The organism is Paraoerskovia sediminicola, assembly GCF_030296575.1.
GTDB lineage: Bacteria > Actinomycetota > Actinomycetes > Actinomycetales > Cellulomonadaceae > Paraoerskovia > Paraoerskovia sediminicola.
On the sequence record NZ_AP027729.1, the window covers coordinates 786,238 to 808,748 of the forward strand.

The 22,511-nt window shown below is 74.2% G+C and carries 12 protein-coding genes and 4 pseudogenes; 5 read left to right on the top strand and 11 right to left on the bottom strand.

The annotated features are described in order from the left end of the window. The first annotated feature begins 34 nt into the window (after positions 1 to 34). Entirely contained in the window at positions 35 to 1,987 is a 1,953-nt protein-coding gene (locus tag QUE47_RS03730) for a heparinase II/III domain-containing protein (protein ID WP_286218618.1), read from the top strand. Then, positions 1,984 to 3,138, top strand: coding sequence for a substrate-binding domain-containing protein (locus tag QUE47_RS03735; protein WP_286218620.1), 1,155 nt, complete (start codon positions 1,984 to 1,986; stop codon positions 3,136 to 3,138). Before QUE47_RS03730 ends, QUE47_RS03735 begins: the two co-directional genes overlap by 4 nt. A 114-nt stretch (positions 3,139 to 3,252) precedes the next feature. Here the strand turns inward: QUE47_RS03735 and QUE47_RS03740 are convergent, their stop codons facing one another. Together QUE47_RS03740 and QUE47_RS03745 are read right to left on the bottom strand one after the other, a co-directional pair. Next, entirely contained in the window at positions 3,253 to 5,541 is a 2,289-nt protein-coding gene (locus QUE47_RS03740; RefSeq protein ID WP_286218621.1) for a sodium-translocating pyrophosphatase, read from the bottom strand. 172 nt (positions 5,542 to 5,713) lie between these two features. After that, the gene (locus QUE47_RS03745) at positions 5,714 to 6,097 is read right to left on the bottom strand and encodes a VOC family protein (RefSeq protein WP_286218622.1); all 384 of its coding nucleotides are present in this window, start codon (positions 6,095 to 6,097) and stop codon (positions 5,714 to 5,716) included. An 89-nt stretch (positions 6,098 to 6,186) separates the two neighbouring features. On the opposite strand from QUE47_RS03745, the gene QUE47_RS03750 reads away from it, so the two are divergent. Beyond that, positions 6,187 to 7,455, top strand: a complete 1,269-nt coding sequence (locus tag QUE47_RS03750) for a threonine/serine exporter family protein (protein ID WP_286218623.1) — start codon at positions 6,187 to 6,189, stop codon at positions 7,453 to 7,455. A 1-nt stretch (position 7,456) separates the two neighbouring features. On the opposite strand, the gene QUE47_RS03755 is transcribed toward QUE47_RS03750, so the two are convergent. After that, positions 7,457 to 8,266, bottom strand: coding sequence for an alpha/beta fold hydrolase (locus QUE47_RS03755; protein ID WP_286218624.1), 810 nt, complete (start codon positions 8,264 to 8,266; stop codon positions 7,457 to 7,459). 270 nt (positions 8,267 to 8,536) lie between these two features. On the opposite strand from QUE47_RS03755, the gene QUE47_RS03760 reads away from it, so the two are divergent. Both QUE47_RS03760 and QUE47_RS03765 read left to right on the top strand, forming a co-directional pair. Further along, positions 8,537 to 10,120, top strand: a complete 1,584-nt coding sequence (locus QUE47_RS03760; RefSeq protein ID WP_286218625.1) for a M18 family aminopeptidase — start codon at positions 8,537 to 8,539, stop codon at positions 10,118 to 10,120. Positions 10,121 to 10,122: 2 nt separating this feature from the next. Continuing rightward, a complete protein-coding gene (locus QUE47_RS03765) occupies positions 10,123 to 10,800 on the top strand; it encodes a maleylpyruvate isomerase family mycothiol-dependent enzyme (protein ID WP_286218626.1) in 678 nt (225 codons plus the stop codon). 114 nt (positions 10,801 to 10,914) lie between these two features. Here QUE47_RS03765 and QUE47_RS03770 read toward each other — a convergent pair. The 8 genes and pseudogenes from QUE47_RS03770 to QUE47_RS03800 form a co-directional block, all read right to left on the bottom strand. After that, positions 10,915 to 12,010 (bottom strand): annotated as a pseudogene (locus QUE47_RS03770) (uroporphyrinogen-III synthase). A 46-nt stretch (positions 12,011 to 12,056) separates the two neighbouring features. Then, a complete protein-coding gene (gene cobA, locus QUE47_RS03775; protein ID WP_286218628.1) occupies positions 12,057 to 13,295 on the bottom strand; it encodes a uroporphyrinogen-III C-methyltransferase in 1,239 nt (412 codons plus the stop codon). A 103-nt stretch (positions 13,296 to 13,398) separates the two neighbouring features. Beyond that, positions 13,399 to 13,917 carry a nitrite reductase small subunit NirD gene (gene nirD, locus QUE47_RS03780; RefSeq protein WP_286218629.1) on the bottom strand — a complete coding sequence of 173 codons (519 nt, stop codon included), beginning with the start codon at positions 13,915 to 13,917 and terminating at the stop codon, positions 13,399 to 13,401. Then, positions 13,914 to 16,531: pseudogene (nirB, locus tag QUE47_RS03785) on the bottom strand (nitrite reductase large subunit NirB). The gene nirD and the pseudogene nirB overlap by 4 nt, the downstream one beginning before the upstream one ends. A gap of 326 nt (positions 16,532 to 16,857) precedes the next feature. Further along, positions 16,858 to 17,211 (bottom strand): annotated as a pseudogene (locus QUE47_RS16540) (hypothetical protein); the annotation flags it as partial. Positions 17,212 to 17,221: 10 nt separating this feature from the next. After that, entirely contained in the window at positions 17,222 to 18,421 is a 1,200-nt protein-coding gene (locus QUE47_RS03790; RefSeq protein ID WP_286218630.1) for an NAD(P)/FAD-dependent oxidoreductase, read from the bottom strand. Next, positions 18,418 to 20,774, bottom strand: a pseudogene (locus QUE47_RS03795) (molybdopterin oxidoreductase family protein). Before QUE47_RS03795 ends, QUE47_RS03790 begins: the two are co-directional and overlap by 4 nt. 118 nt (positions 20,775 to 20,892) lie before the next feature. Then, positions 20,893 to 22,356: an MFS transporter gene (locus QUE47_RS03800; RefSeq protein WP_286218631.1), complete on the bottom strand. Its 1,464-nt coding sequence runs from the start codon at positions 22,354 to 22,356 to the stop codon at positions 20,893 to 20,895. Between the last annotated feature and the right edge of the window lie 155 nt (positions 22,357 to 22,511).

Here is a 22,511-nt window from a genome sequence, read left to right on the forward strand (position 1 = left end):
GAAACGATCATCCACCGCTCGACGAGGAGCCCCCGTGCGTGAGACGCCACCGACGGACCCTGGCAGGCACCCGGTCCGAGCCCGCAGCAGCGCCCTCCCGGCGATCCACGTGCCGCCCCGCGCCGGTTCGGCCGACGCGACGAGCCACCGGACCAGCGAGGCGCCGCAGCGCGCCGACCTCCTCGACCGTCTGCTCGCGCAGGCCGACGCCGAGCGCGGCACCCCGTGGCCGCAGCCGCTCGCCCACCAGTACGCCCGGTTCGTCCGCGACGGCGACCGCGAGGAGTACCAGGACGTCGTCTTCGCCCGTGAGCAGCGGCTCTCGCGCGCGGTCGTCGCGGCGCTGGCCGACCCGACCGCGGCGCGCGTCGACGAGGTCGCCGACGGCGTCGTGCTCCTGTGCGAGCAGAGCTCGTGGTGCTGGCCGGCGCACGACGACGCGTCCCACGACCGCGGCACCGTCGTCCCCTCGGTGACCGAACCCGTCCTCGATCTCGGCGCCGGAGAGGTCGCCGCGCAGCTCGGGTGGATCGACCACGTGCTGGGTGACCGCCTCGACGAGGTCGCCCCCGGCGTCCGGGAGCGCCTGCGCCACGAGGTGCGCGGCCGGGTCGTCGACCCGTTCCTCGAGCGGACCGACTGGTGGTGGCTGTCGCCGCCGCTCATCAACTGGACCGCGTGGATCCACGGGAACGTCCTCGTCGCGGGGCTCGCCACGGTCGAGGAGCCCGAGGTCCGCGCACACCTCGTGGACCGCGTGGCCGCGGGGATCGACGCGTATGTCGCGTCGCTGCCGGACGACGGCGCGATCGACGAGGGGTACGGGTACTGGTGGCAGGGGGCGTGCCGCGCGCTCGAGGCGCTCGAGGTCCTCGACCACGCGACCGGCTGCACGCCCGACGCCGCGGCTCGACCCGGGCTGCGGGCCCTCGTCGAGTTCCCGCACCGCATGCACCTCGGCGGGGCCTGGTTCGTCGGGTTCGCCGACGGGAGCGCGCGGCCCTCGCCGGACCAGCCGTGGGACGTCGTCCAGCGGTGGGCACGCCGGCTCGGGGCGGTCGACGCCGAGCGGCACGCGACCGCGATGCACGAGCTCGCCGAGCGGACCGCGGCGGACGGCCCCCGGCCGGCGACCGACATGCAGGGCCGACAGCTCGGGCTCGGCCGGCTGCTGCGGGCCCTCGCGCACCCCTGGGACGACGCCGCCTCCCTCGGGACGGGTGCACCGCTCGTCGCCGACGTGTGGCTCGCCGGGACCCAGGTCGGCCTCGCCCGGCAGTCCGCCGGCACCACGGACGGTGTCGCCTTCGCCGTCAAGGGCGGCCACAACGCCGAGTCCCACAACCACTGCGACGTCGGGTCGGTGATCGTCGCGCTCGACGGCGTGCCCGTCGTCGTCGACCCGGGCCGCCCCACGTACACGGCCCAGACCTTCGGGCCGGACAGGTACTCGATCTGGACCATGCAGAGCTCGTGGCACTCCGTCCCGGAGCCCTTCGGCACCCCGCAGGGCACGGGACCCGGGCTCCGCGCCCGCTCCGCCGGGCTCGACGTGTCGGACGACGGCGCGACGGCCCGCGTCGACCTCACCGACGCGTACCCCGTGGAGGGGCTGAACGGCCTCGCGCGGACGGTGCACCTCGACCGGCCGGACGGCCGGGTCGTGGTCGACGACGCCTGGGAGGCCGACACGCCGGCGGTCGAGGGGCCGGACGGGACGGTCGTCGTCCACCACGTGCTCGCCGGCGAGGTCGACACGACGACGCCCGGCCGCGCCGTCGTCACGCCCGTCGCAGGGACGCGGCGCGCGCTGCTCACCTGGGACCCGGCGACCACACGGGCCCGCACGACCGGACGGCCGCTCGACGACCCGCTACTCTCCGAGATCTGGGGCGACCACCTCACGCGCCTGACCCTCGAACCCGTCGAACCCGCGAGGGTCCGCAGAAGCGGTCACCTCACCCTCACCGTGGAGGTGCACCCATGACGTCGCCCGTTCTGCCGACCACCCGGCGCGACCAGCTCCTGGCCGCCTTGCGCGAGGACGGGACGGTTCGTGTCAGCGACATCTCCCGCCGGCTCGGGGTCACCCCCGTGACGATCCGTCGGGACATCACGCAGCTCGCCGCCGAAGGGCTGGTGCGCCGGGTCCACGGTGGCGCGACGCTCGTCCCGGGCACCGACGCGGGTGGGAACGACCCCGCGTCCCCGGCGACGGGATCACCGACGGTCGAGACGTCGTCGGGCACGCTGCCCGGCGACACGCCGGAGCAGGCACGACCCACCCGGACGCTCGGCATGGTCGTCCCGTCGCTCGACTACTACTGGCCCGGCGTCCTCCAGGGCGCCCGCGAGACCGCGACGGCCCTCGGTGTCCGGCTCGTCCTCAGCGGCTCGTCCTACGACGTCGACGTCGACCGCCGGCAGATCGCCCGGCTCGCGGAGTCGGTCGGGGTGGACGGCCTGCTCGTGGCGCCGAGCCTCCGGGCACCGGGCGGCGACGCCCTGCTGGCGTGGATCCAGTCGCTCGACCTGCCCGTGGTGCTCGTGGAGCGCAGCGCGACCCGGCCACCCAACCAGGCGCCGATGGAGTCGGTCGTCAGCGACCACGCGCTCGGCGCGAGCATGGCGGTGCACCACCTGGCCGGGCTCGGGCACCGACGCGTAGGGCTCGTCGCATCGGGAGAGAGCCCGACGTCGCGCCCGGTGCGGGCCGGCTGGTCGCAGGCGTGCGAGGACCTCGGGCTGACCCGCGACGGCACCCCGGACCTCGACTCCGTGGACTACTCGCACCCGGACTGGCAGCAGGCTGCCGACCGAGCGCTCGATGCGTGCCTGGAGTCGGGGACCCACGCGCTCCTCGTCCACTCGGACCCGGAGGCCATCGCCCTGACCGAGCGTGCGCAGGAACGCGGGATCAGCGTGCCGGACGACCTGTCGATCGTCGCCTACGACGACGAGGTCGCCGGGCTGTCGAGCCCGCGCGTCACGGCAGTACGCCCGCCCCGCCGCACCATCGGCCGCGCGGCGGTCGAGCTGCTGCACCGACGGCTGGACGACCCGGGGCGGCCCGTGCACCGGGTCACCGTGAGCCCCGAGCTGTACGTGCGGGAGTCGACGGCGCCGCCGCCCGCCTGAGCCCCACGGACGTCGATCGCCTGATTCCCGCCGTCGCCGCTCGGACGGCGCTCGGGCGGCGCTCGGGCGGCGCTCGGACAGCACGGACAGTGCCGTCCTGGCCGACCTCGGCCGTCAGACGACGGCGTCCGCCTCGATCTCGGCCTCCTGCTCGCGGTCGACGCGCGATGCACGGAGCCGGGAGAAGATCACGGCCCCGAACGCGATGCCGGCCGCCACGACGGCGATGCCGATGCGCAGCACGGTGTTCGCGTCCTCGGGTGCGCTCATCAGGACGACGGCCGGGGCGATCAGCACGGAGACGAGGTTCATCACCTTGATCAGCGGGTTGATGGCAGGGCCCGCGGTGTCCTTGAACGGGTCGCCCACGGTGTCGCCGATGATCGTCGCCTCGTGCGCCGGCGACCCCTTGCCGCCGTACGCACCGTCCTCGACGATCTTCTTCGCGTTGTCCCAGGCACCGCCGGAGTTGGCGAGGAACACCGCCATGAGCACGCCGGCGCCGATCGCCCCGGCGAGGAACCCGGCGAGCGGGCCGACGCCGAGGCCGAACCCGACAGCGATCGGCGCGAACGCCGCGAGGAGGCCCGGCGTCGCGAGCTCCCGCAGCGAGTCGCGGGTGCAGATGTCGACGACCCGCCCGTACTCGGGGCGCTCCTCGTAGGTCATGATCCCGGGGTGCTCGCGGAACTGGCGACGCACCTCGTAGACGATCGCCCCGGCCGCGCGGGTCACGGCGTCGACGGCGAGCCCGGAGAACAGGAACACGGTCGCCGCTCCGAGGATCACGCCGACCAGGGTCACCGGGCTGATGATCTCGTAGGTGAGCATCGACGTGACGAGCCCGGTGCCCACGGTCTCGACCTCGGCGAGCGCCCCCTCGACGGCGTCCGCGTACGAGCCGAACAGCGCCGTGGCCGCGAGCACGGCCGTGGCGATCGCGATGCCCTTGGTGATGGCCTTCGTGGTGTTGCCGACGGCGTCGAGGTCCGTGAGGATCTGGGCGCCCTCCTCGTCCACCTCGCCGGACATCTCGGCGATGCCCTGTGCGTTGTCGGAGACGGGGCCGAAGGTGTCCATCGCGACGATCACGCCGACCGTCGTCAGCAGCCCGCAGCCGGCGAGCGCGATGAGGAACAGCGACAGCCAGATCGAGCCGCCCGCGAGGAGGAACACCCCGCAGATCGCCGCCGCGATGATGCCGGCGGTGTACACGGCCGACTCGAACCCGACGCCGATGCCGGAGAGGACGACGGTGGCCGCTCCCGTCCGCGACGTGGCGGCGACGTGGAGGGTGGGCTTCGAGGTGGTGCCGGTGAAGTAGCCGGTGACGGCGAGGATGATGCCGGCGAGCACGACGCCGATGACGACGGCGAGGCTCGCGACGACCCTCGGGTCGGCCTTGACGTCGCCCAGGTCGGCGGTACCGGAGAGCTCGGAGAACGACGACGGCAGGTAGACGAACGCGGCGATCGCGGCGAGGACCGCGCCGATCAGGGCGGAGACGTAGAAGCCGCGGTAGATCGCGGTCAGCCCGCTCTCCTGCCCCTTGACCCGGGTGATGAAGACGCCGAGCACGGCGACGAGCGCACCGACCGCGGTGACGACGAGCGGGAACACCAGGCCCTGCTCCCCCATGACGGCCTTGCCGAGGATCAGCGCGGCGACCAGCGTCACGGCGTAGGACTCGAAGAGGTCAGCGGCCATGCCGGCGCAGTCGCCCACGTTGTCGCCGACGTTGTCCGCGATCGTTGCCGCGTTGCGCGGGTCGTCCTCCGGGATGCCCTGCTCGACCTTGCCGACCAGGTCCGCGCCGACGTCCGCCGCCTTGGTGAAGATGCCGCCGCCGACCCGCATGAACATGGCCAGGAGCGCGGCGCCGAACCCGAAGCCCTCGAGGACCGACGGCGCATCGCCCTGGTAGATGAGCACGACGCCTGCGGCGCCGAGCAGCCCGAGGCCGACGACCGACATGCCGACGACGCCGCCCGTGCGGAACGCGATGCGCGCGCCCTCGGTGCGGCCGCCCGGCCGGGTCGCCGCCGCGGCGACGCGGACGTTCGCGCGCACGGCGAGCCACATCCCGAGGTACCCGATGCACGCCGAGAAGCCGGCGCCGACGAGGAACGCCACGGAACGCCCGACGCGGACACCGCCGTCCCCCGGCAGCAGGAACAGGAGCCCGAAGACGATCACCGCGAACAGCGCGAGGGTGCGGAACTGCCGGTTCAGGTACGCCGAGGCGCCCTCCTGCACCGCCTGCCCGATGTCCCGCATCTTCTCGGTCCCGTTCGGTGCCGCGAGGACCTGGCGCCGCAGCACCAGCGCGAACACGAGGGACACGACAGCGATCGCTGCGATGACAGCGACGATCGTCATGCTGGTGGAGCCGAGCTCGAGCATCCGTCCTCCTCGACGACTGCGATGTGCACCCGGCCTGCGCCGACGCGCCGAGCCGGAGGCGTGCGCCGGCCACGCTGCCGACGCACGCCGTGACCATACCCGGAACGTGACCTGCGCCACGAACGGAACGGGGGCCTCACCAGGATCGTCACCGGAACGAGACCCGGGCGGGTCAGAGCTCGAACGGCTCCGGCTCCGGCGGGTGCACCCCGGACAGGACGCAGAACTCGAGCCCGGCGGGGTCCGCGAGCACCACCCACGACACGTCGTCGCCCTGACCGATGTCGACCCGGCGCGCGCCGAGCGACTCGAGCCGGGCGACCTCCTCGTCCCGCGTCGTCCCGACGGACGACAGGTCGAGGTGGATCGGGGTCTTGGCGCTCTTCACGTCGTCGGACCGCAGCAGCAGGATCGTCGGCACCCCGGGCGCCCCGGTGAGCTCGACGCCCTCCTCGTCACGGTCCGTCACCCGGTACCCGAGCGCCGCGGCCCAGAACTCGGCCGAGGCCTCGGGGTCGGGGCAGTCCAGGCAGATCTCACGCAGTCGCAGTCCCATGCGCGAGAAAGTAGTCCCGCGCGTCGATGCTCGCTCGCCGTCACAGCCGTCCCCGCGACCCGACCGGGCCCGTCCGTCAGAATGTCCCCGTGCCCACACAACCCGACGACGACGAGATCGAGCTGATCCGCCGCTCCGGCGTCGCCCTGCGCGCCGGCCGCCTGAGCCTGTCGGCCGGGACGGGCTCCTACCGGGTCAAGGCCTCCATGTCGCGGGTCGCGCGCGCCGTCGGCATCGACCGGCACACGGCGCACGTGACGCTCACGGAGATCACGGCGACCTCCCACCAGGGGCCGAGCTTCCGCACCGAGGTCACCGAGGTCCGCACGGTGGGCGTGAACACCGACCGGCTCAACGAGCTCGAACGCCTCGCCCAGCGCCTCGAGGAGCGCGGCCACGCGTCGACCGTCGACGAGGTCGCGCACGAGCTCGACCGCATCCAGAACAAGCCCCCGCTGTACCCCGTCGCGCTGAACGCGCTGTGGGCCGCGATGGCGTGCGCCGGCTTCGCGTTCCTCAACAACGGCGGCTGGCTCGAGGTCGTCGGCGTGTTCTTCGGCGCAGGGTTCGGCCAGGCCCTGCGCCGCGTGCTGATCCACCGCGGCTGGAACCAGTTCGGCGTCACGATGTACGCCGCCACCCTGGCGTGCCTGACGTACGTCGTGTTCCTCCTGGCGGCCCAGGGGCTCGGCGCCGACGCCGCGAGCCACGAGGCCGGCTACACGTCCGCCGTCCTGTTCCTCATCCCCGGGTTCCCCCTGGTCACGGGGGCGCTCGACCTGGCCAAGCTCGACTTCTCCGCCGGCGTCGCGCGCCTCACCTACGCGTTGATGATCCTCACGTCGGCGGCGCTCGCGGTGTGGGCCGTCTCCGGGGTGGCGGGCCTCGACCCGGTCCCGAGCGACCCGCTCCCCCTGAGCACGGGCGTGCTCTGGGGCCTGCGGATCCTCGCCAGCTTCGTCGCCGCCCTCGGCTTCGCCCTGATGTTCAACAGCCCGTGGCGCATGGCGCTCGCGGCAGGGTGGATCGGGGCGGTCGCGAACGCCGTCCGACTCGCGCTCGTCGACGGCCACCTGCCCGTCCAGGCCGCCGCGGCGATCGCCGCGCTGCTGGTGGGGCTGATCACGGCGTACGTCGCCCCACGCCTGAACTTCCCCCGGATCACCACGTCCGTGCCCGCCGTCGTCATCATGATCCCGGGCTCCGCCGCCTACCGGGCGATCTTCCACCTCTCCAACGGGGAGACGACGGAGGCCCTCGCCTACGGCGTCGAGGCGGGCCTGGTGATCGCGGCGCTCGCGATCGGCCTCGCCTTCGCGCGCATGCTCACCGACAAGGAGTGGGCGTTCGAGCGATAGCTCAGGCCGTGACGCCGATGCGCCGCGGCAGCCCGGCCTCGAGCGCGAACCGGGGCCGGTGGGCGCCGGCGGGCCGCTCGCCCCGCACCGCCTGCGCGACGACGTCCGGCTCGATCAGCGGGAACAGGTGCCCGTGGCGGCGGAACGCCCACACGTCCGCGCCCGACCGGACCGCGAGGTCCCGCTGGTCCCGCAGGAACGACGTGCCCGCGAGCGCCTGCATCGCGACGAGGTGCAGCGGCGGTCGAACGAGGCCCGTGAGCCGGTCGGGGCTCTGCGCCCACAGCTCGCCGACCGCACGCTCGTGCGCCCAGCTGTGCGTGAACTGCCCCCAGAGCCCCGGCCACTGGGCGACGTCGCCGTACCTGGCCCGCACCTCGTCGTCCGACATCGTGTCCGCGACGCCGCCCACGGTGCGGAAGCCGAGCTGGCGCGCGGCGCCGCCGACGACGTCGGGCGCCCCCTCGGGGATCGCCCACCGCGCGAACCGGTCCAGGTGCCCGTCCGGGTGGAGCACCGGGTAGTTCTTGCCGAACGGCGTGGTCGGGTCGAGCATCACGAGGTCGGCCACCTCGTCGGGGTGGCGCAGCGTCCACTCGAGCGCGGTCAGACCGCCGGCCGAGTGGCCGATCACCCCGAGCCGCTCGCCGTCGCGGATACCGAGCTCACGGCGGATGGCGTGGACCGGGCCCGTGATCGGCACGTTCCAGGCGTCGAGCACCCTGACCTGGTCGGCGATCCCGTCCCGGCGCAGGACCTCGACGAGCTGGTCGTAGTCGGACGGCGCGAGGGCCAGTCCGGGCAGGATCACCCAGCTCGTCGGCAGGTCGGGCGACGACTGTGGAGACGGCTCGGGCGACGACTGTGGTGAGAGGTCGGGTGACGACTGAGGTGGGAGGTCGGGTGACGACTGTGGTCGGCCGGTAGCGGCGGCGTCGGTCATGGTCCTGAAACTACCCCCGCCCGGCCGAACCGGGGGTCATGTTCGATCCTGGCCTCGGGACCGCGCCGAACCACCGGTTCGAGAGGACCGAAGCACCGGTTCGGCGGAGGTGGGAGCCCGGGTGGCAGGATCGACCGCATGACCGACACGCCTGTCACCCCGACCTCGCAGACCGCGCAGACCACGCAGACCACGCACGCCGCGTCCCCGCACGACCCGCAGCCCCCGGACGTCGCGCACGCTTCGCAGACCCGGACCTCGCCGGCCACGGCTGCCCCGGCGGACGCGACGGCCAGGGCGCACGAGCACGTCGCCGACCTCGCCCGGTTCGTCCAGGCCTCCCCGTCGTCGTTCCACGCGGCGCAGGAGGTCGCCCGGCGCGCCGAGGCAGCAGGGTTCGTGCGGCTGGACGAGGCCGACGCCTGGCCGGCGAACCGGCCCGCAGAGCAGGGCGCGTCCGGCGGGTCCGGTCGCACCGAGGGGTCGGACGCCGTCCCGGACCCCGTGGACGTCGGCGCACCCGGGCGCTACGTCGTCGTCCGCGACGGCGCGGTCGTCGCGTGGGTCGTGCCCCCGGGTGCGACGCCCACGACAGGGTTCACGATCCTCGGCGCGCACACGGACTCCCCCGGCTTCAAGCTCAAGCCTCGGCCGACGACCGGGCGCGCAGGCTGGTGGCAGGCGGGCGTCGAGGTCTACGGCGGACCGCTCCTGAACTCGTGGCTCGACCGTGAGCTGGAGCTCGCGGGCCGCGTGGTCGTGCGCACCACCGACGACGAGCAGGGCACCGAGCGCACCGCAGACGCCGGCACCGGCACAGGCACAGGCACCAAGGAGCACCTGGTCCGCACCGGCCCGCTGCTGCGCCTGCCGCAGCTCGCGATCCACCTGGACCGGGGCGTCAACGACGGCCTGACCCTGGACAAGCAGAAGCACACGCAGCCCGTCTGGGGTCTCGGCGACCTGGCGGAGGCCGATCTCGTCGCCGAGCTCGCCGCGACCGTCGGCGCCACGGGGGCCGACGTGCTCGGCTACGACGTCACCGTCGCCGACACCCAGGAGCCGCGGACGTTCGGCGCCGGCCAGGGGCTCTTCGCCTCCGGGCGGCTCGACAACCTCCTGTCGGTCCACGCCGGTCTCGTCGCGCTGCTGGAGCATGCCGAGCACGTCGCGGCCGGCAGCGAGGGCGCCCCGCGGGTCGCCGTGCTCGCCGCGTTCGACCACGAGGAGATCGGCAGCGCGAGCCGCTCCGGCGCCGCCGGACCGTTCCTGGAGGACGTGCTGAACCGCGTGAGCGCCGGGCTGGGCGCGAGCACGGAGGACCGTGCCCGCGCGCTGGCCGCCTCGCTCTGCGTCTCGAGCGACGTGGGGCACTCGGTCCACCCCAACTACACCGAGCGCCACGACCCGGCGAACCAGCCCCTCGCGGGGCAGGGGCCGATCCTCAAGATCAACGCCAACCAGCGCTACGCGACGGACGCGGTCGGCGCGGCGGCCTGGGCGGCCGCGTGCGCGACGGCGGGCGTGCCGTCGCAGGAGTTCGTCTCGAACAACGCCCTGCCGTGCGGCTCGACGATCGGCCCGATCACCGCGACGCGGCTCGGGATCCGCACGGTCGACGTCGGCGTGCCGATCCTGTCGATGCACTCCGCGCGCGAGATGTGCGCGGTCGAGGACCCCTGGTACCTGTCGCGGGCCGTCCGCGCGGCCTTCGCCGGCTGACCGTGCGCGCCACCTCGGCCGCGCTCTGGGAGACCGTCCACGCGGAGCGACGACATCTCGTGGCGGACCTCGCAGGTCTGGACGAGGACGAGTGGGCCACGCCGTCCCTGTGCCCGGGGTGGGACGTCCACGACGTCGTCGCGCACCTGGTCGACACGGCTCGCACCGGTCGCCTGGCCTTCGTCCGCGAGATGCTGCGAGCACGACTGGACTTCGACCGCGCGAACGAGACCGGGATCGCCCGGGAGCGGCGGGAGGATCCCCGCGAGACCGTCGCCGCGCTCCAATCGGTCGCCGACCTGACCCGGACGCCGCCGGCGAACCTCGCGACGCGCCTGGTCGAGGCGATCGTGCACGGCGAGGACGTCCGACGGCCGCTGGGCATCGTCCGCCGCTACCCCGAGGCCGCGGTCGCCCAGGCGCTCGGGTACCAGCGGCGCACAGCGGTGTCGTTCGGCGGAGGGCGCGAACGGGCCGCGGGCCTTCGGCTCGTCGACCGGACGACGGGGGCGACGTGGTTCGACGGCACGGGCGCGGGCCTGTCCGTCGAGGCCGACGCGCTCGACCTCCTGCTCGCGGTGTCAGGCCGCCCGGTCGCGCCGGAGCGCCTCGAGGGGCCCGGGGCCTCTCACCTCGTGCGGGCGTCGCCCTCGGGCCGGGACGACCCCGAACAGCGGTGAGGCGACCCGCGAGGCCTGACGCGCGAACGCCACCTTTGGGCTCCTGCCTGCACGGCCGCGGTTCCGCTGGTCCTCGGCGAGCGCGAACCTCTGGTCCTCGGCGAGCGCGAACCTCTAGTCCTCGGCGAGCGCGATCCGGTAGCCGCGCTTGACGACGGTCTTGACGAGCGCGCGGTCGCCGACGGCCTCCCGCAGCCGCGCGACCGCGACCTCTGCGGCGTGCGGGTCGCTGGACGCCCCCGGGAGGGCCTCGAGCACGTCGTCGCGGCTCACGACGTCGCCCTCGGCGGCCGCGAGGACCCGCAGGACCTCGAGCCCGCTCGGTGAGAGGGGAGCACGCGCCCGTCCAGCACGGCGACGCGGGAGCGGATCTGCAGGCGCCCGGCCACCGTGCTGAGCGCGACCGTGTCGGCGTGCTCGTAGTGGGCCACGAGCGTGCGCACGAGCGCCCCGAGCCGGCCGCGCTCGGGCTGGAGCGTCGTGACGCCCCGGTGCTCGAGCGGCTTGGCGGTGATGGGTCCGACGGCCGCGGCGACCATCGCGCCCGAGCGGAAGCGTCCGACGACGGACCGGAGCAGCCCTTGCTCCTCGACCGCGCGCATCCATGCCTCGGCGCCGGGCGCGGACGTGAAGACCACGGCGTCGATCTCACCGGTCGCGGCGGCCTCGACCGAGGTCGAGAGCGCGACCGGGTCCGGCGGTGGGCCCCAGCGGTAGACGACCAGGCTCGAGACCTGGGCGCCCCCTCGGCGAAGACGACGTCGAGCCCGTCGGCCCCGGCGCCGTGGTGCTGGACGGCGATCTTGAGCCCGCGCACCCCCTCACCGAGCAGGACGTCGGCGATCTCCCCGGAGGTCTCGGACTCCGCGACCCAGTCGGCGGTCAGCCCGGCCGCCTGGATGGCGCCTCGCGCCTTGGGTCCGCGGGCGACGATCCGGGAGGCGTCGAGCACCTCGAGCAGCGGGTCGGCGAGCCCGTGGGCGTCGGCGGCCTCGACCCACGCGCGGAACCCGATGCCCGTGGTGACCACGACGACGTCGGGCGGATCCTCGATGAGCGCCCTGGTGCCCTCGATCAGCGCGACGTCGTCGACGTGCGGCACCATGCTCAGGGCGGGCGCGTGCACCGTGTCCGCGCCACGGCGCTCCAGGGCCGAGCGCAGCTCTGCGGAGCGCCGGTCGGCGGTCACGAGGACGGTGCAGCCGGCCATCACCTGGCCGAGCGCGGGTGCTACGGGTCGAGCGGCCGTCCGATCCTCAGCCACGCACACCCTCCAGCAGGTCGTCGGCAGCGACGTCACCGATGACGATCACGGCCGGCGAGCGCACGCCGACGTTCTCGGCCGTGCGCACCACCGCGTCCAGCCGGGACCGCGTGACACGCTGCTGCGGCGTCGAGCCGTTCTCGACGACCGCCACGGGGGTGTCGGGTGCGGCACCCGAGGCGACGAGCTGCCCGACGATGGTGCCGAGCACCGAGACCCCCATGAGGATCACCAGGGTAGCCGCCCGGTCGCGCACGCAGGCCAGCGAGGCCGCGTCCAGCCCTTCGTGGCCGCTCGTGACGTGGAACGAGGCGACCGTGCCGCGGTGGGTCACGGGGATGCCCGCGAGCGCCGGGACCGAGAGCGAGCTGCTGATGCCGGGCACGACCTCGACGGGGACCCCCGCCTCGCGGCACGCGACGACCTCCTCGCCGCCGCGGCCGAACACGAACGGGTCGCCGCCCTTGAGACGCACGACGCGGCGTCCGCGCTGGGCCTGCTCGACGAGGATCGCGTTGATCTCGTGCTGCGGCACCGCGTGGTTGCCGGGCACCTTGCCGACGTCGATGACCTCGACGCCGGCGGCGAGCTGGTCCAGGACCTCGGTCGGCCCGAGGCGGTCGGCGACCACCACGTCGGCCTCGGCGAGCTCGCGGCGCCCGCGCACGGTCAGCAGGTCGACCGCTCCGGGGCCGCCGCCGACGAGCACGACGCGGCCGGGGCCGGGGCGGTGGCGGCGCTGATCGGCCTCGCCGGAGCGCAGCAGCTCGGCGATCGCGTCGCGCACGGCGACCGTGCGCCGCGGGTCCGGCGTGCGCCGGGTTCCTGCAGAGGGCCGGGTCGCAGCCGCCGGCTCGTGCGCGGCGCGGGTCGCCGATCCTTGACCGGAGGGCTCCGGGAGGCCGTCGATGCCTGCGTCGTGGGCCCGCACGTCGGTGACGACGCCCACCAGAACGTCGCCGCTGCGGGTCGTCGCCGGGGTCCGGGCGCTGCCCTGGTCGGCGGCGCCCGCGTTCACGCAGAACAGCCGCCGTGCGTCGGCCCAGCGGACGAGATCGGCGTTCGTCGCGGAGTCGTCGGTCGCCGCGTGCACGAGCCACGCGCCGTCGAGGTCGTCGGCGCGGACCTCGCGCTGCGCCCAGGTGACGCGTCCACCGGCGACCGACCGGACGTCGTCCGACGCGAGCAGGTCGACCATGTCCTCGCACACCCACGGTGCGACGACGCGCACCAGGGCGCCGTCGTCGACCAGCGCGGCTGCACGCCGCGCGGCGACCGGGCCTCCCCGGCGACGAGCACCGGGCGACCGGCGACCTCGACGCCGAGGAGCGTCGTCACTTCACGTCCTGCGCCGCGTCGTCCGCCACCGCGGGAGCGTCCGGACCGTCGGCGGCGCCGCCGGACCCGGCCGGGTCGAGCACGACGTCCGGCAGCACGGCGGGTCGCGCCACGGGCTCGACGAGCACGACGCCGTCGCGCACCTCGACCGGGTGCACGCGCAGCCGCGGCTCGTGCCCGGCGACCGGCTCGTACCCGGCGCGCTCAAGGCACTCCCCGGTGTGCAGCGAGTACACCTGCTTGTACATGGGGCCGGCGACCGTGGGCTCGCCCGAGCGGGTGCCCACGATGCCCCGGGACATCACGTTCGCCCCGCTGAACGGGTCGACCTGCTGCACGGCGTGGACCGACCCGTCCGCGAGCCTGAAGAGCGCCACCTGCACCGTGCCCAGCAGCGCAGCAGCACCGCGCTCGACCGGGAGGTCCCGGGCGAGGCACACGCGCACGGCGGCGTCGGTGATGCCGCTCGTGCGGCTCCCGGGGGTCGCGTGCTGAGCTGTCGTCTCGGCGCTCATCGGCGCACCTCCAGGGTGGGACCGGCGATGAGCGGCGCGCCGAGCGAGTCCGCCCCGGCTGCCTTCTCGTCGGCGTTGGCGGGTCGGATCTGGCCGCGCTCGGCGACGTACGCGAGGTCGGGGTCGGCGGTCTTGGGGGCGTTCACGAACGACCCGAACCGCTGCAGCTTGACCGGGTCCTCGAGCACGGCGCGCCACTCGTCCTCGTACGCGTCGACGTGCTTCGCCATGGCGGCGTCGAGGTCGGCACAGATGCCGAGCGAGTCCTCCATGATCACCTGGCGCACGCCCTCGATGCCGCCCTCGACGTCCTCGACCCACGGCGCCGTGCGCTGCAGGCGGTCGGCGGTGCGGATGTAGTACATGAGGAACCTGTCGATGGTCCGCAGCAGCTCCTCGCTGGTCAGGTCCTCGGCGAACAGCTGGGCGTGGCGCGGCGTGAACCCGCCGTTGCCCCCGACGTACATGTTCCAGCCCTTGTCGGTCGCGATGACGCCGACGTCCTTGCCGCGGGCCTCGGCGCACTCGCGGGCGCAGCCGGAGACACCGAGCTTGATCTTGTGGGGTGAGCGCAGCCCGCGGTACCGCAGCTCGAGCTCGACGGCCATGCCCACCGAGTCCTGGACGCCGTAGCGGCACCACGTCGACCCGACGCAGGACTTCACCGTGCGCAGGGACTTGCCGTACGCGTGCCCCGACTCGAAGCCGTGCTCGACGAGGCGCCGCCAGATGTCGGGCAGCTGCTCGATCCGGGCGCCGAACATGTCGATCCGCTGGCCGCCGGTGATCTTCGTGTAGAGGCCGAAGTCCTTCGCGACCTGCCCGATGACGAGCAGCCCGTCCGGGGTGATCTCGCCGCCGGCGATGCGCGGGACGACCGAGTAGGTGCCGTCCTTCTGCATGTTCGCCATGACGTGGTCGTTCGTGTCCTGGAGCGTGGCCTGCTCGCCCTCGAGGATGTGCCCGTTGCCGAGCGACGCGAGGATCGACGCGACGGTCGGCTTGCAGATGTCGCAGCCGCGCCCGGGGCCGGCGGGGCTCGACGAGACGGCGCCCTCGACGGGCTCGGGGGCGTGGCCGAACCGCTCGATGATCTCGCTGAACGTGTGCAGGTCGGCGACGCGGACGGCGTCGAAGAGCTGGGCGCGGGACATGTCGAAGTGCTCGCAGAGCGCGGTCGAGACCTCGATGCCGGCCTTCTCGAGCTCGGTCGTCGTGATCTTCTTGACCAGCGGGAGGCACGAGCCGCAGCTCGTCCCGGCCTTGGTGCAGGCCTTGACGCCCGGCAGGTCGGTGCAGCCGTGCTCGGTGACCGCGGCGCGGATCGTGCCGGCGGAGACGTTGTTGCAGGAGCAGACGCCCGCGTCGTCCGGCAGGTCGAGCTGCGGGGCTCCCCGCCCGACCCCTCGGGGAGCAGGAACGCTCCCGGGTCGCCCGGCAGCTCGCTGCCCACCATCGGTCGCAGCGACGCGAACGGCGTCGCGTCACCGACGAACACGCCGCCCAGGAGGGTGCGGGCGTCGTCCGACAGGACGAGCTTCTTGTAGACCCCGGCGACGGGGTCGGCGTAGACGAGCTCCATCGCCCCCTCCGTGCGGGCGAACGCGTCGCCGAAGCTGGCGACGTCGACGCCCTGGAGCTTGAGCTTGGTCGCCGTGTCGGCGCCGGGGAACGTCGCCTCGCCACCGAGAAGGCGGTCGGCGACGACCTCGGCCATCGCGTAGCCCGGCGCGACCAGGCCGATGCAGCGGCCCTCGATGCATGCCACCTCGCCGACGGCCCAGACGTTCTCGTCCGACGTCTTGCACGCGAGGTCGACGACCACGCCGCCGCGCTCGCCGATCTCGAGGCCGGTCTCGCGGGCGAGCTCGTCGCGGGGGCGCACACCGGTCGCCACCACGACGATGTCGACGGGGAGCTTGCCGCCGTCCTTGAAGTCGAGCCGCGAGACGCGGCCGGACGTCCGGTCGGCGCGCATCCGGTCGGTCACGGAGTCGCAGCGGACCGCGATGCCCATGTCGTTGATGAGGCGCTTGAGCGCCTGCCCGCCACCGAGGTCGATCTGCGCGTCCATCAGGTGCGTGCCGAACTGGATCACCGTCGCCTGGGCGCCGAGCGCCTTGAGGGCGCCCGCGGCCTCGAGGCCGAGCAGACCACCGCCGATGACGGCGCCGCGGACGGGGCGGTCGAACGCGTCGCCCTCGCGGCTGCGCCGGACCTCCTCGACCCAGCCGCGCAGCGCCGCGACGTCGTCGACCGTGCGGTACACGAACACGCCGGGCAGCTCGTGGCCGGGGATCGGCGGCATGAACGCGTACGAGCCGGTCGCGACGGCGAGCTGGTCGTAGTCCCACACCCGGCCCAGCCGGTCGGTGACCTGCTTGGCGTCGCGGTCGATCGTGTCGACCTTGCAGTCGCGGTGCAGCGTGACCCGGGGGTCGTCCCACATCGCCGGGTCGCCGAGCACGAGCTCCTCGGGGTCGCGCGCCGAGAAGTACGACGTGAGGGCGACGCGGTCGTACGGGAGCCGGGGCTCCTCGGCGAAGACCGAGATGCTCCAGGTCCCCGCGGTGTCCCGCTCGAGCAGGGCCTCGACGAGGCGCTGGGCGACCATGCCGCCGCCGACGACGACCAGGTGCTGGGGGAGCTCTGGAGCTCGGGTGCTGTGGTCATGGCGTCGACGCTACGAACCCGGCGTTTCGGCACCGTGCGTCGCCAGTTTCGGCTCCGTAAGGCTTTTCTCACCAGCGGTGCCGGACGACGGTGAGAAGTCCGCGCGCCCCTCGCCCTGGTCCGGTGCGCCCGCCGCCGCGCCGACCGTGCTCGCGTCCTCGCCGGGCTCCCCGGCTGGTCCGGCTCGCCCGGCTCGATCGAGGAGAGCCAGTCGAGCACGCCGCACACCGTCTCCTTGCAACCGCCGCAGCCGCTCGTCGCGCGGGTCGCCGCGGCCACGTCGTCGACCGAGCGCGCACCGGCGTGCCAGCAGTCCGAGATCTCCCCTTGCTCACCCCGTTGCACCGGCACACGGTCGCCGAGTCGGGCATCGTCGAGGGCGACGTGGCGGGCGCCGCGGTCGGCATGACCGAGGTCAGGAGCAGGTGCGCCGGGTCGGCCGGGACCGGGGTGCGACGCGTGTAGGTCGCGGTCAGGTCGGCACCGACCCGCGCGTCCCCGACGCACGTCGCGCCGACGAGCAGCCCGTCGGCGACGACGACCTCGACGTACCGGCCCGCGGCCGGGTCCGCCAGCGTCACGGAGCGGTGGGCCGGGTCCGGGGTGCGCCGCGCCCCGCACACGCCCATCGTCACCACCGGGACCTCGCCCTTGACCTTGACGACGTCCGTTCCGCGGGAGGAGATGCCCGCGTCACCGGGGGCGCGCGAGACCAGCGGCGCACCGAGGCGCGCCGCCATGCTCGGCCGGCCCTGGGTGCCCGGGATGCGCAGGTGGACCCGCGGCGCCTCGGCGGCGGGCGCGTCCTGGGCGGCCCCGTCGTCGATCGCGTCCGCGCCTCGGGGGCCTCGGTCGGCTCCTGCCGCACCACCAGCGAGACGAGGTGCTGGGCGAGGCGACGGGACTGGTCCCACCCCTCGGCGACGAGCCCCTGGGAGCCCTCCGGGGGCTGCGCGCAGTCCCCGATGGCGAAGATCTGCGGGTCGTCGGTCGACAGGTCGTGGCCGACCACCACGCCGCGCTCGACGGCGAGGCCCGCCTGGGCCGCGATCTGCGTCTCCGGGACCGTGCCGCACGCGAGGACCACGAGATCGGCGTCGACGATCTCGCCGGGAGCGTTGGTGCGACCGTCGAGACGCACGCCCGAGACCCGTCCGTCCTCGTCCCCGACCAGGACCTGGCTGGGCCGGGCACCGGTGCGACAGGTGACGCCGAGACCGGCGAGCTCGCCGGCGAGGACGCCACCCGCACCGTCGTCGAGCTGGCGCTCCATGAGGGCGTCTGCCCCGTGGACGAGCGTCACGGGGACGCCGCGGCGCGCGAGCCCCAACGCGGCCTCGACCCCGAGCACACCACCACCGACGACCACGGCGCTGCGGGCGTTCATGCTCGCCGCGACGATCTCGCGTGCGTCGTCGAGCGTGCGCAGCGCGTGCACACCGCCCGGCAGCGGGGCGAGGCCGGGGACGTCGGGGACGCGGGCGGCGGACCCGGTCGCGAGGACGAGGGCGTCGTACGGGTGCAGCGAACCGTCGTCCGTCATCACGCAGCGCGCGTCGCGGTCGATCCCGACGACGGCCGCACCCCGACGCACCGCGGTGTGCGCCGCCTGCTGCGAGGGGAGCGTGATCGTGGCGACGTCGGCGCGGCCGGCGACCACGTCGCTGAGCAGCACCCGGTTGTACGGCTCGTACTCCTCGGCCCCGAGGACGGTGATCTCGAAGGAGTCGCCGTCACGCTGCAGCAGGTCGTCGACGAACCGGGAGCCGACCATCCCGTTGCCGACGACGATCACGCGCGACCGGACACGGGACTGCGTTCGGACGTTCATGCGGTGACCTCCTGGTCGAGGCGGGGGCCCGACGACGCGCCGGGCTGCCTGTGATCGGGTGGGGTTTCGGCGCGGCCGGGCACCGTGCTCCCGGTCGTGCTCCCGGCGGGGGCTGCGGGCGCCGGGGGCGCCGGAGGCGCCGCAGTGACCGACACCGCGCAGACCTTGAACTCGGGCATGCCGGAGATCGGGTCGGTCGCGTCCGTCGTGATGCGGTTGACGCTGCCCTCCCCGCTCCAGTGGAACGGCATGAAGACGGTGTCGGCCCGGATCTTGTCGGTCCACCGCGCGGCCGCGTGGATCACGCCACGCGCGGACTCGAGCCGCGCCCGGCCGCCGTCCTCGATGCCGAGCCGGAACCCGAGGAGGGGTGGATCTCGACGAACGGGTCCGGGACCGCCTTCTCGAGCTCGGCGACGCGGTGCGTCTGCGCGCCGGACTGGTAGTGCTGCAGCACCCGGCCGGTGACCAGGTAGAGCGGGGCGTCGGCGCGGACGTCGTCGCTCGGCCCGACGTGGTCGACCACCACCATCCGGGCCCGGCCGTCCGGCGTCGGGAACCCGTCGAGGAACATGCGCGGGGTCCCCGGGTGCTGGGCCGTGCCCGGCGGCGCGGCCGCACCGGCCGCCGGGACGGGCCAGAAGTACCCGGGACCTGCGGCGTCCTCGTCGGCGTCGAGCACCTCGTGGCTGAGGCCGCTGTAGTCGGCGGGCCCGCCGGCCGAGGCCCGGGCGAGCTCGTCGAAGACCGCCGCGGGGTCGGTCCCCATGAGGTGCGCGGGCGAGCCGAGGCGGGCGGCCAGCTGCGCGAGGATCCACAGCTCGGAGCGCACCTCGCCGGGTGCGTCGACCGCCTGACGACGTCGGATCACCCGCCCCTCGAGGGAGGTCATGGTGCCCTCCTCCTCCGCCCACTGGGTGACGGGGAGGACGACGTCCGCGAGCCGGGCGGTCTCGGACGGCACCACGTCGCACACGACGAGCAGGTCGAGCGCGGCGATGCGCTCGCGGACGTGGTCGGCGTTGGGCGCCGAGACGACGACGTTGGAGCCGTGGACCATCAGGGCCCGCGGGCCGCCGTCCCGGCCGAGGGAGTCGAGGAGCTGGACGGCGGGCTTGCCGGGACCGGGGATCGTCGCGGGGTCGACGCCCCACACGCCGGCCACGTGCTCGCGCGTCGCCGGGTCGTCGATCTTCCGGTAGCCGGGCAGCTGGTCGGACTTCTGGCCGTGCTCGCGGCCGCCCTGGCCGTTGCCCTGGCCGGTGATCGCGCCGTAGCCGCTGCCGCGCCGGCCCGGGAGACCGAGGGCGAGGGCGAGGTTGATCGCGGCGGTGACGGTCGCCGTCCCCTGCGACGACTGCTCGACGCCGCGGCCCGTCAGGACGTAGGCGCCCGTCCCGCCGCGCGACGGGGAGGCCGCGGCGAGGAGGCGAGCGGTGCTCCGCAGGTCGTCCGCGGGGACGCCGCACACGGTCTCCGCGCGCTCGGGCCACCACGCCGCGACCGACCGGGTGACGTCGTCGGCGCCGGACGTCCGCTCCTCGAGGTAGTCGGTGTCCGCGAGCCCCTCGGCCATGATCACGTGGAGCAGCGCGAGCAGGACCACCAGGTCGGTCCCGGGGACGGGGGCCAGGTGCCGGCCCGCGCCGTCCTCGGTGAGCTGCGCGGTGACGCTCAGCCGCGGGTCGACGACGACGAGGCCGCCCGCGGACCGCGCACCGGCGAGGTGCAGCACGGACGGCGGCATCGTCTCGGCGACGTTGCTCCCGAGCAGCAGCACGGCCTGGGCACCGCCCAGGTCCGCGAGCGGAAAAGGGAGCCCGCGGTCGACGCCGAAGGCCCGGTTGCCGCCCGCGGCCGCGCTGGCCATGCAGAAGCGGCCGTTGTAGTCGATGTTCGGCGTGCGCAGGACCGTGCGCGCGAACTTGCCGAGCATGTACGCCTTCTCGTTCGTCAGGCCGCCGCCACCGAAGATCGCGAGGGCCTCGGGGCCGCTCTCGGCGGCGATCCGGGCCAGGCCGCCGGCGACGACGTCGAGCGCCTCGTCCCACGTCGCGCGGGCGAGCTCGCCGTCCGCGCCCCGGACCAGGGGCACCGTCAGCCGGTCGCCGGTCGTGAGCACGCTCGCGCTCGTCCAGCCCTTCTGGCACAGCCCGCCGCGGTTCGTGGGGAACTCACGCGGGGCGACGGTCAGGCGAGGTCGCGCGCCGGCGTCCGGCACCCCACCCCCACCGTCGGGGGACGTCGGGACGGGCGTCAACGCCATGCCGCACTGCAGCGCGCAGTACGGGCAGTGCGACCTGACGGCCGGCCCGGTCGTCGCGGGCTGGCTCGTCGTGCTCGGCGCGCTCATGGTGGTCCCTGCCTCCGGTGTGGTGCGGAGCCCTGCGGTGCGGAGCTCGGCGGTGGGGAGCACGCCGACCGACGCGCCCGCGAGGGGCGCGCCGGTCGGCGTCCGGTGGTCGGTCACGTCAGACCTTCGCTGCGCCCATGACCGAGCTGCCGCGCAGGTACACGGACCAGCAGACGACGGCCATGACCACGTAGACGCCGATGAAGACGACCAGCGCCGGGATGATCGAACCGCCCAGCGTGTTCGAGGCCGCGAACCCGCGGGGGATCAGGAACCCGCCGAACGCGCCCACCGAGCCGGCGATGCCGATGCACCCGGCCGCCGCCTTCGCCGCGGCAGAGCGGGCCGCCCTGACCGCGCCGTCGTCCTGGCCGGCCGTGCGCCGGCCGGCGGTCGTCCGGAAGACCGCGGGGATCATCCGGTAGACCGAGCCGTTGCCGATGCCCGTCGCGACGAACAGGAACATGAACGACCCGAAGAAGAGCCAGAAGCTGTCCGTGCGGATCGCCTGGATCGCGCCGACCGCGCCGATCCCCATCGCGGCGTACGACCAGATCGTGATGCGGGCCCCGCCGAGCCGGTCGGCGAGGATCCCGCCGAGGGGGCGGGTGACGGAGCCGACGAGCGCGCCCATGAAGGCGATCGACAGCGCCATCTCCGGGAACTCGTTCTTCAGCAGCAGCGGGAACGCGCCGGCGTAGCCGATGAACGAGCCGAAGGTCCCGATGTAGAGGAACGAGATGATCCAGGTGTGCTTGTCGCGGACGGCGACGCCCCAGGCGCGCGGGTCGGCCTTCGCCGTCCCGAGGTTGTCCATGAAGCGCCACGCGAGGAACGCGGCGAGCAGGATGAACGGGATCATCATCAGGCCGGCGCGCTCCAGCGCCACGCCGGCGCCGACCGCGATGACGATCGGGACCGCGAACTGGACCGCCGCCGAGCCGATGTTGCCGCCCGCCGCGTTGAGGCCGAGCGCCTTGCCCTTCTCCCTCTCCGGGTAGAAGAACGAGATGTTCGCCATCGAGGACGCGAAGTTGCCGCCGCCGAAGCCCGCGAGCGCCGCCACGGCGAGCATGACGCCGAAGCTCGTGTCCGGGTTCTGCACGACGATCGCGAGCGCCGCCGTCGGGATCAGCAGGAGGAGCGCCGAGACGATCGTCCAGTTGCGGCCACCGAACACCGGCACCGCGAACGTGTACGGGATGCGCAGCGTCGCACCGACGAGGCTCGGGGCCGCGATCAGCCAGAAGAGCTGGTCGGTCGTGAAGGCGAAGCCGGCGCTCGCGAGCTGCGGGACGACGATCGACCACATGCCCCAGACCGCGAAGCCGAGGAACTCGGCGAAGATCGAGATCCACAGGTTGCGGTTGGCGATCTTCTTGCCGCCGTCGTGCCAGAACGTCTCGTCCTCCGGGTCCCAGTCGTCGATCCAGCGGCCGCCGAGGCGGCGCGTGGGCGCGACGGGAGCGGTGGTGTCCCCACCGACGAGCGGTGCGGCCGCGCCGTCGGGCACGGTCCCGAGCGCACCGGCAGTGCTTGGCGCGACGTTCGAACCGTCGTCGTGCGTGGTCGGAGCGGACATCGTGTCCTCCTGCGATCAGGGGTGGTCAGGTACCCATGACGCTAGGGACGCGATGTTTCGCCGCTGCGCGGCTGCCGTTAATCGACCGTAAGGAAGTTCGCACAGTCGCGGGCGCGGGGAGTGAGAGAAGTCCGCCGCGCGGACCGTGCGGCCGC

Excerpts from the sequence above, each read along its gene's own strand:
- QUE47_RS03740 (WP_286218621.1), bottom strand. The coding sequence starts at position 5,541 with ATGCTCGAGCTCGGCTCCACCAGCATGACGATCGTCGCTGTCATCGCA.
- QUE47_RS03800 (WP_286218631.1), bottom strand. The coding sequence starts at position 22,356 with ATGTCCGCTCCGACCACGCACGACGACGGTTCGAACGTCGCGCCAAGC.
- nirD (WP_286218629.1), bottom strand. The coding sequence starts at position 13,917 with ATGAGCGCCGAGACGACAGCTCAGCACGCGACCCCCGGGAGCCGCACG.
- QUE47_RS03760 (WP_286218625.1), top strand. The coding sequence starts at position 8,537 with ATGACCGACACGCCTGTCACCCCGACCTCGCAGACCGCGCAGACCACG.
- QUE47_RS03735 (WP_286218620.1), top strand. The coding sequence starts at position 1,984 with ATGACGTCGCCCGTTCTGCCGACCACCCGGCGCGACCAGCTCCTGGCC.
- QUE47_RS03790 (WP_286218630.1), bottom strand. The coding sequence starts at position 18,421 with ATGAACGTCCGAACGCAGTCCCGTGTCCGGTCGCGCGTGATCGTCGTC.
- QUE47_RS03745 (WP_286218622.1), bottom strand. The coding sequence starts at position 6,097 with ATGGGACTGCGACTGCGTGAGATCTGCCTGGACTGCCCCGACCCCGAG.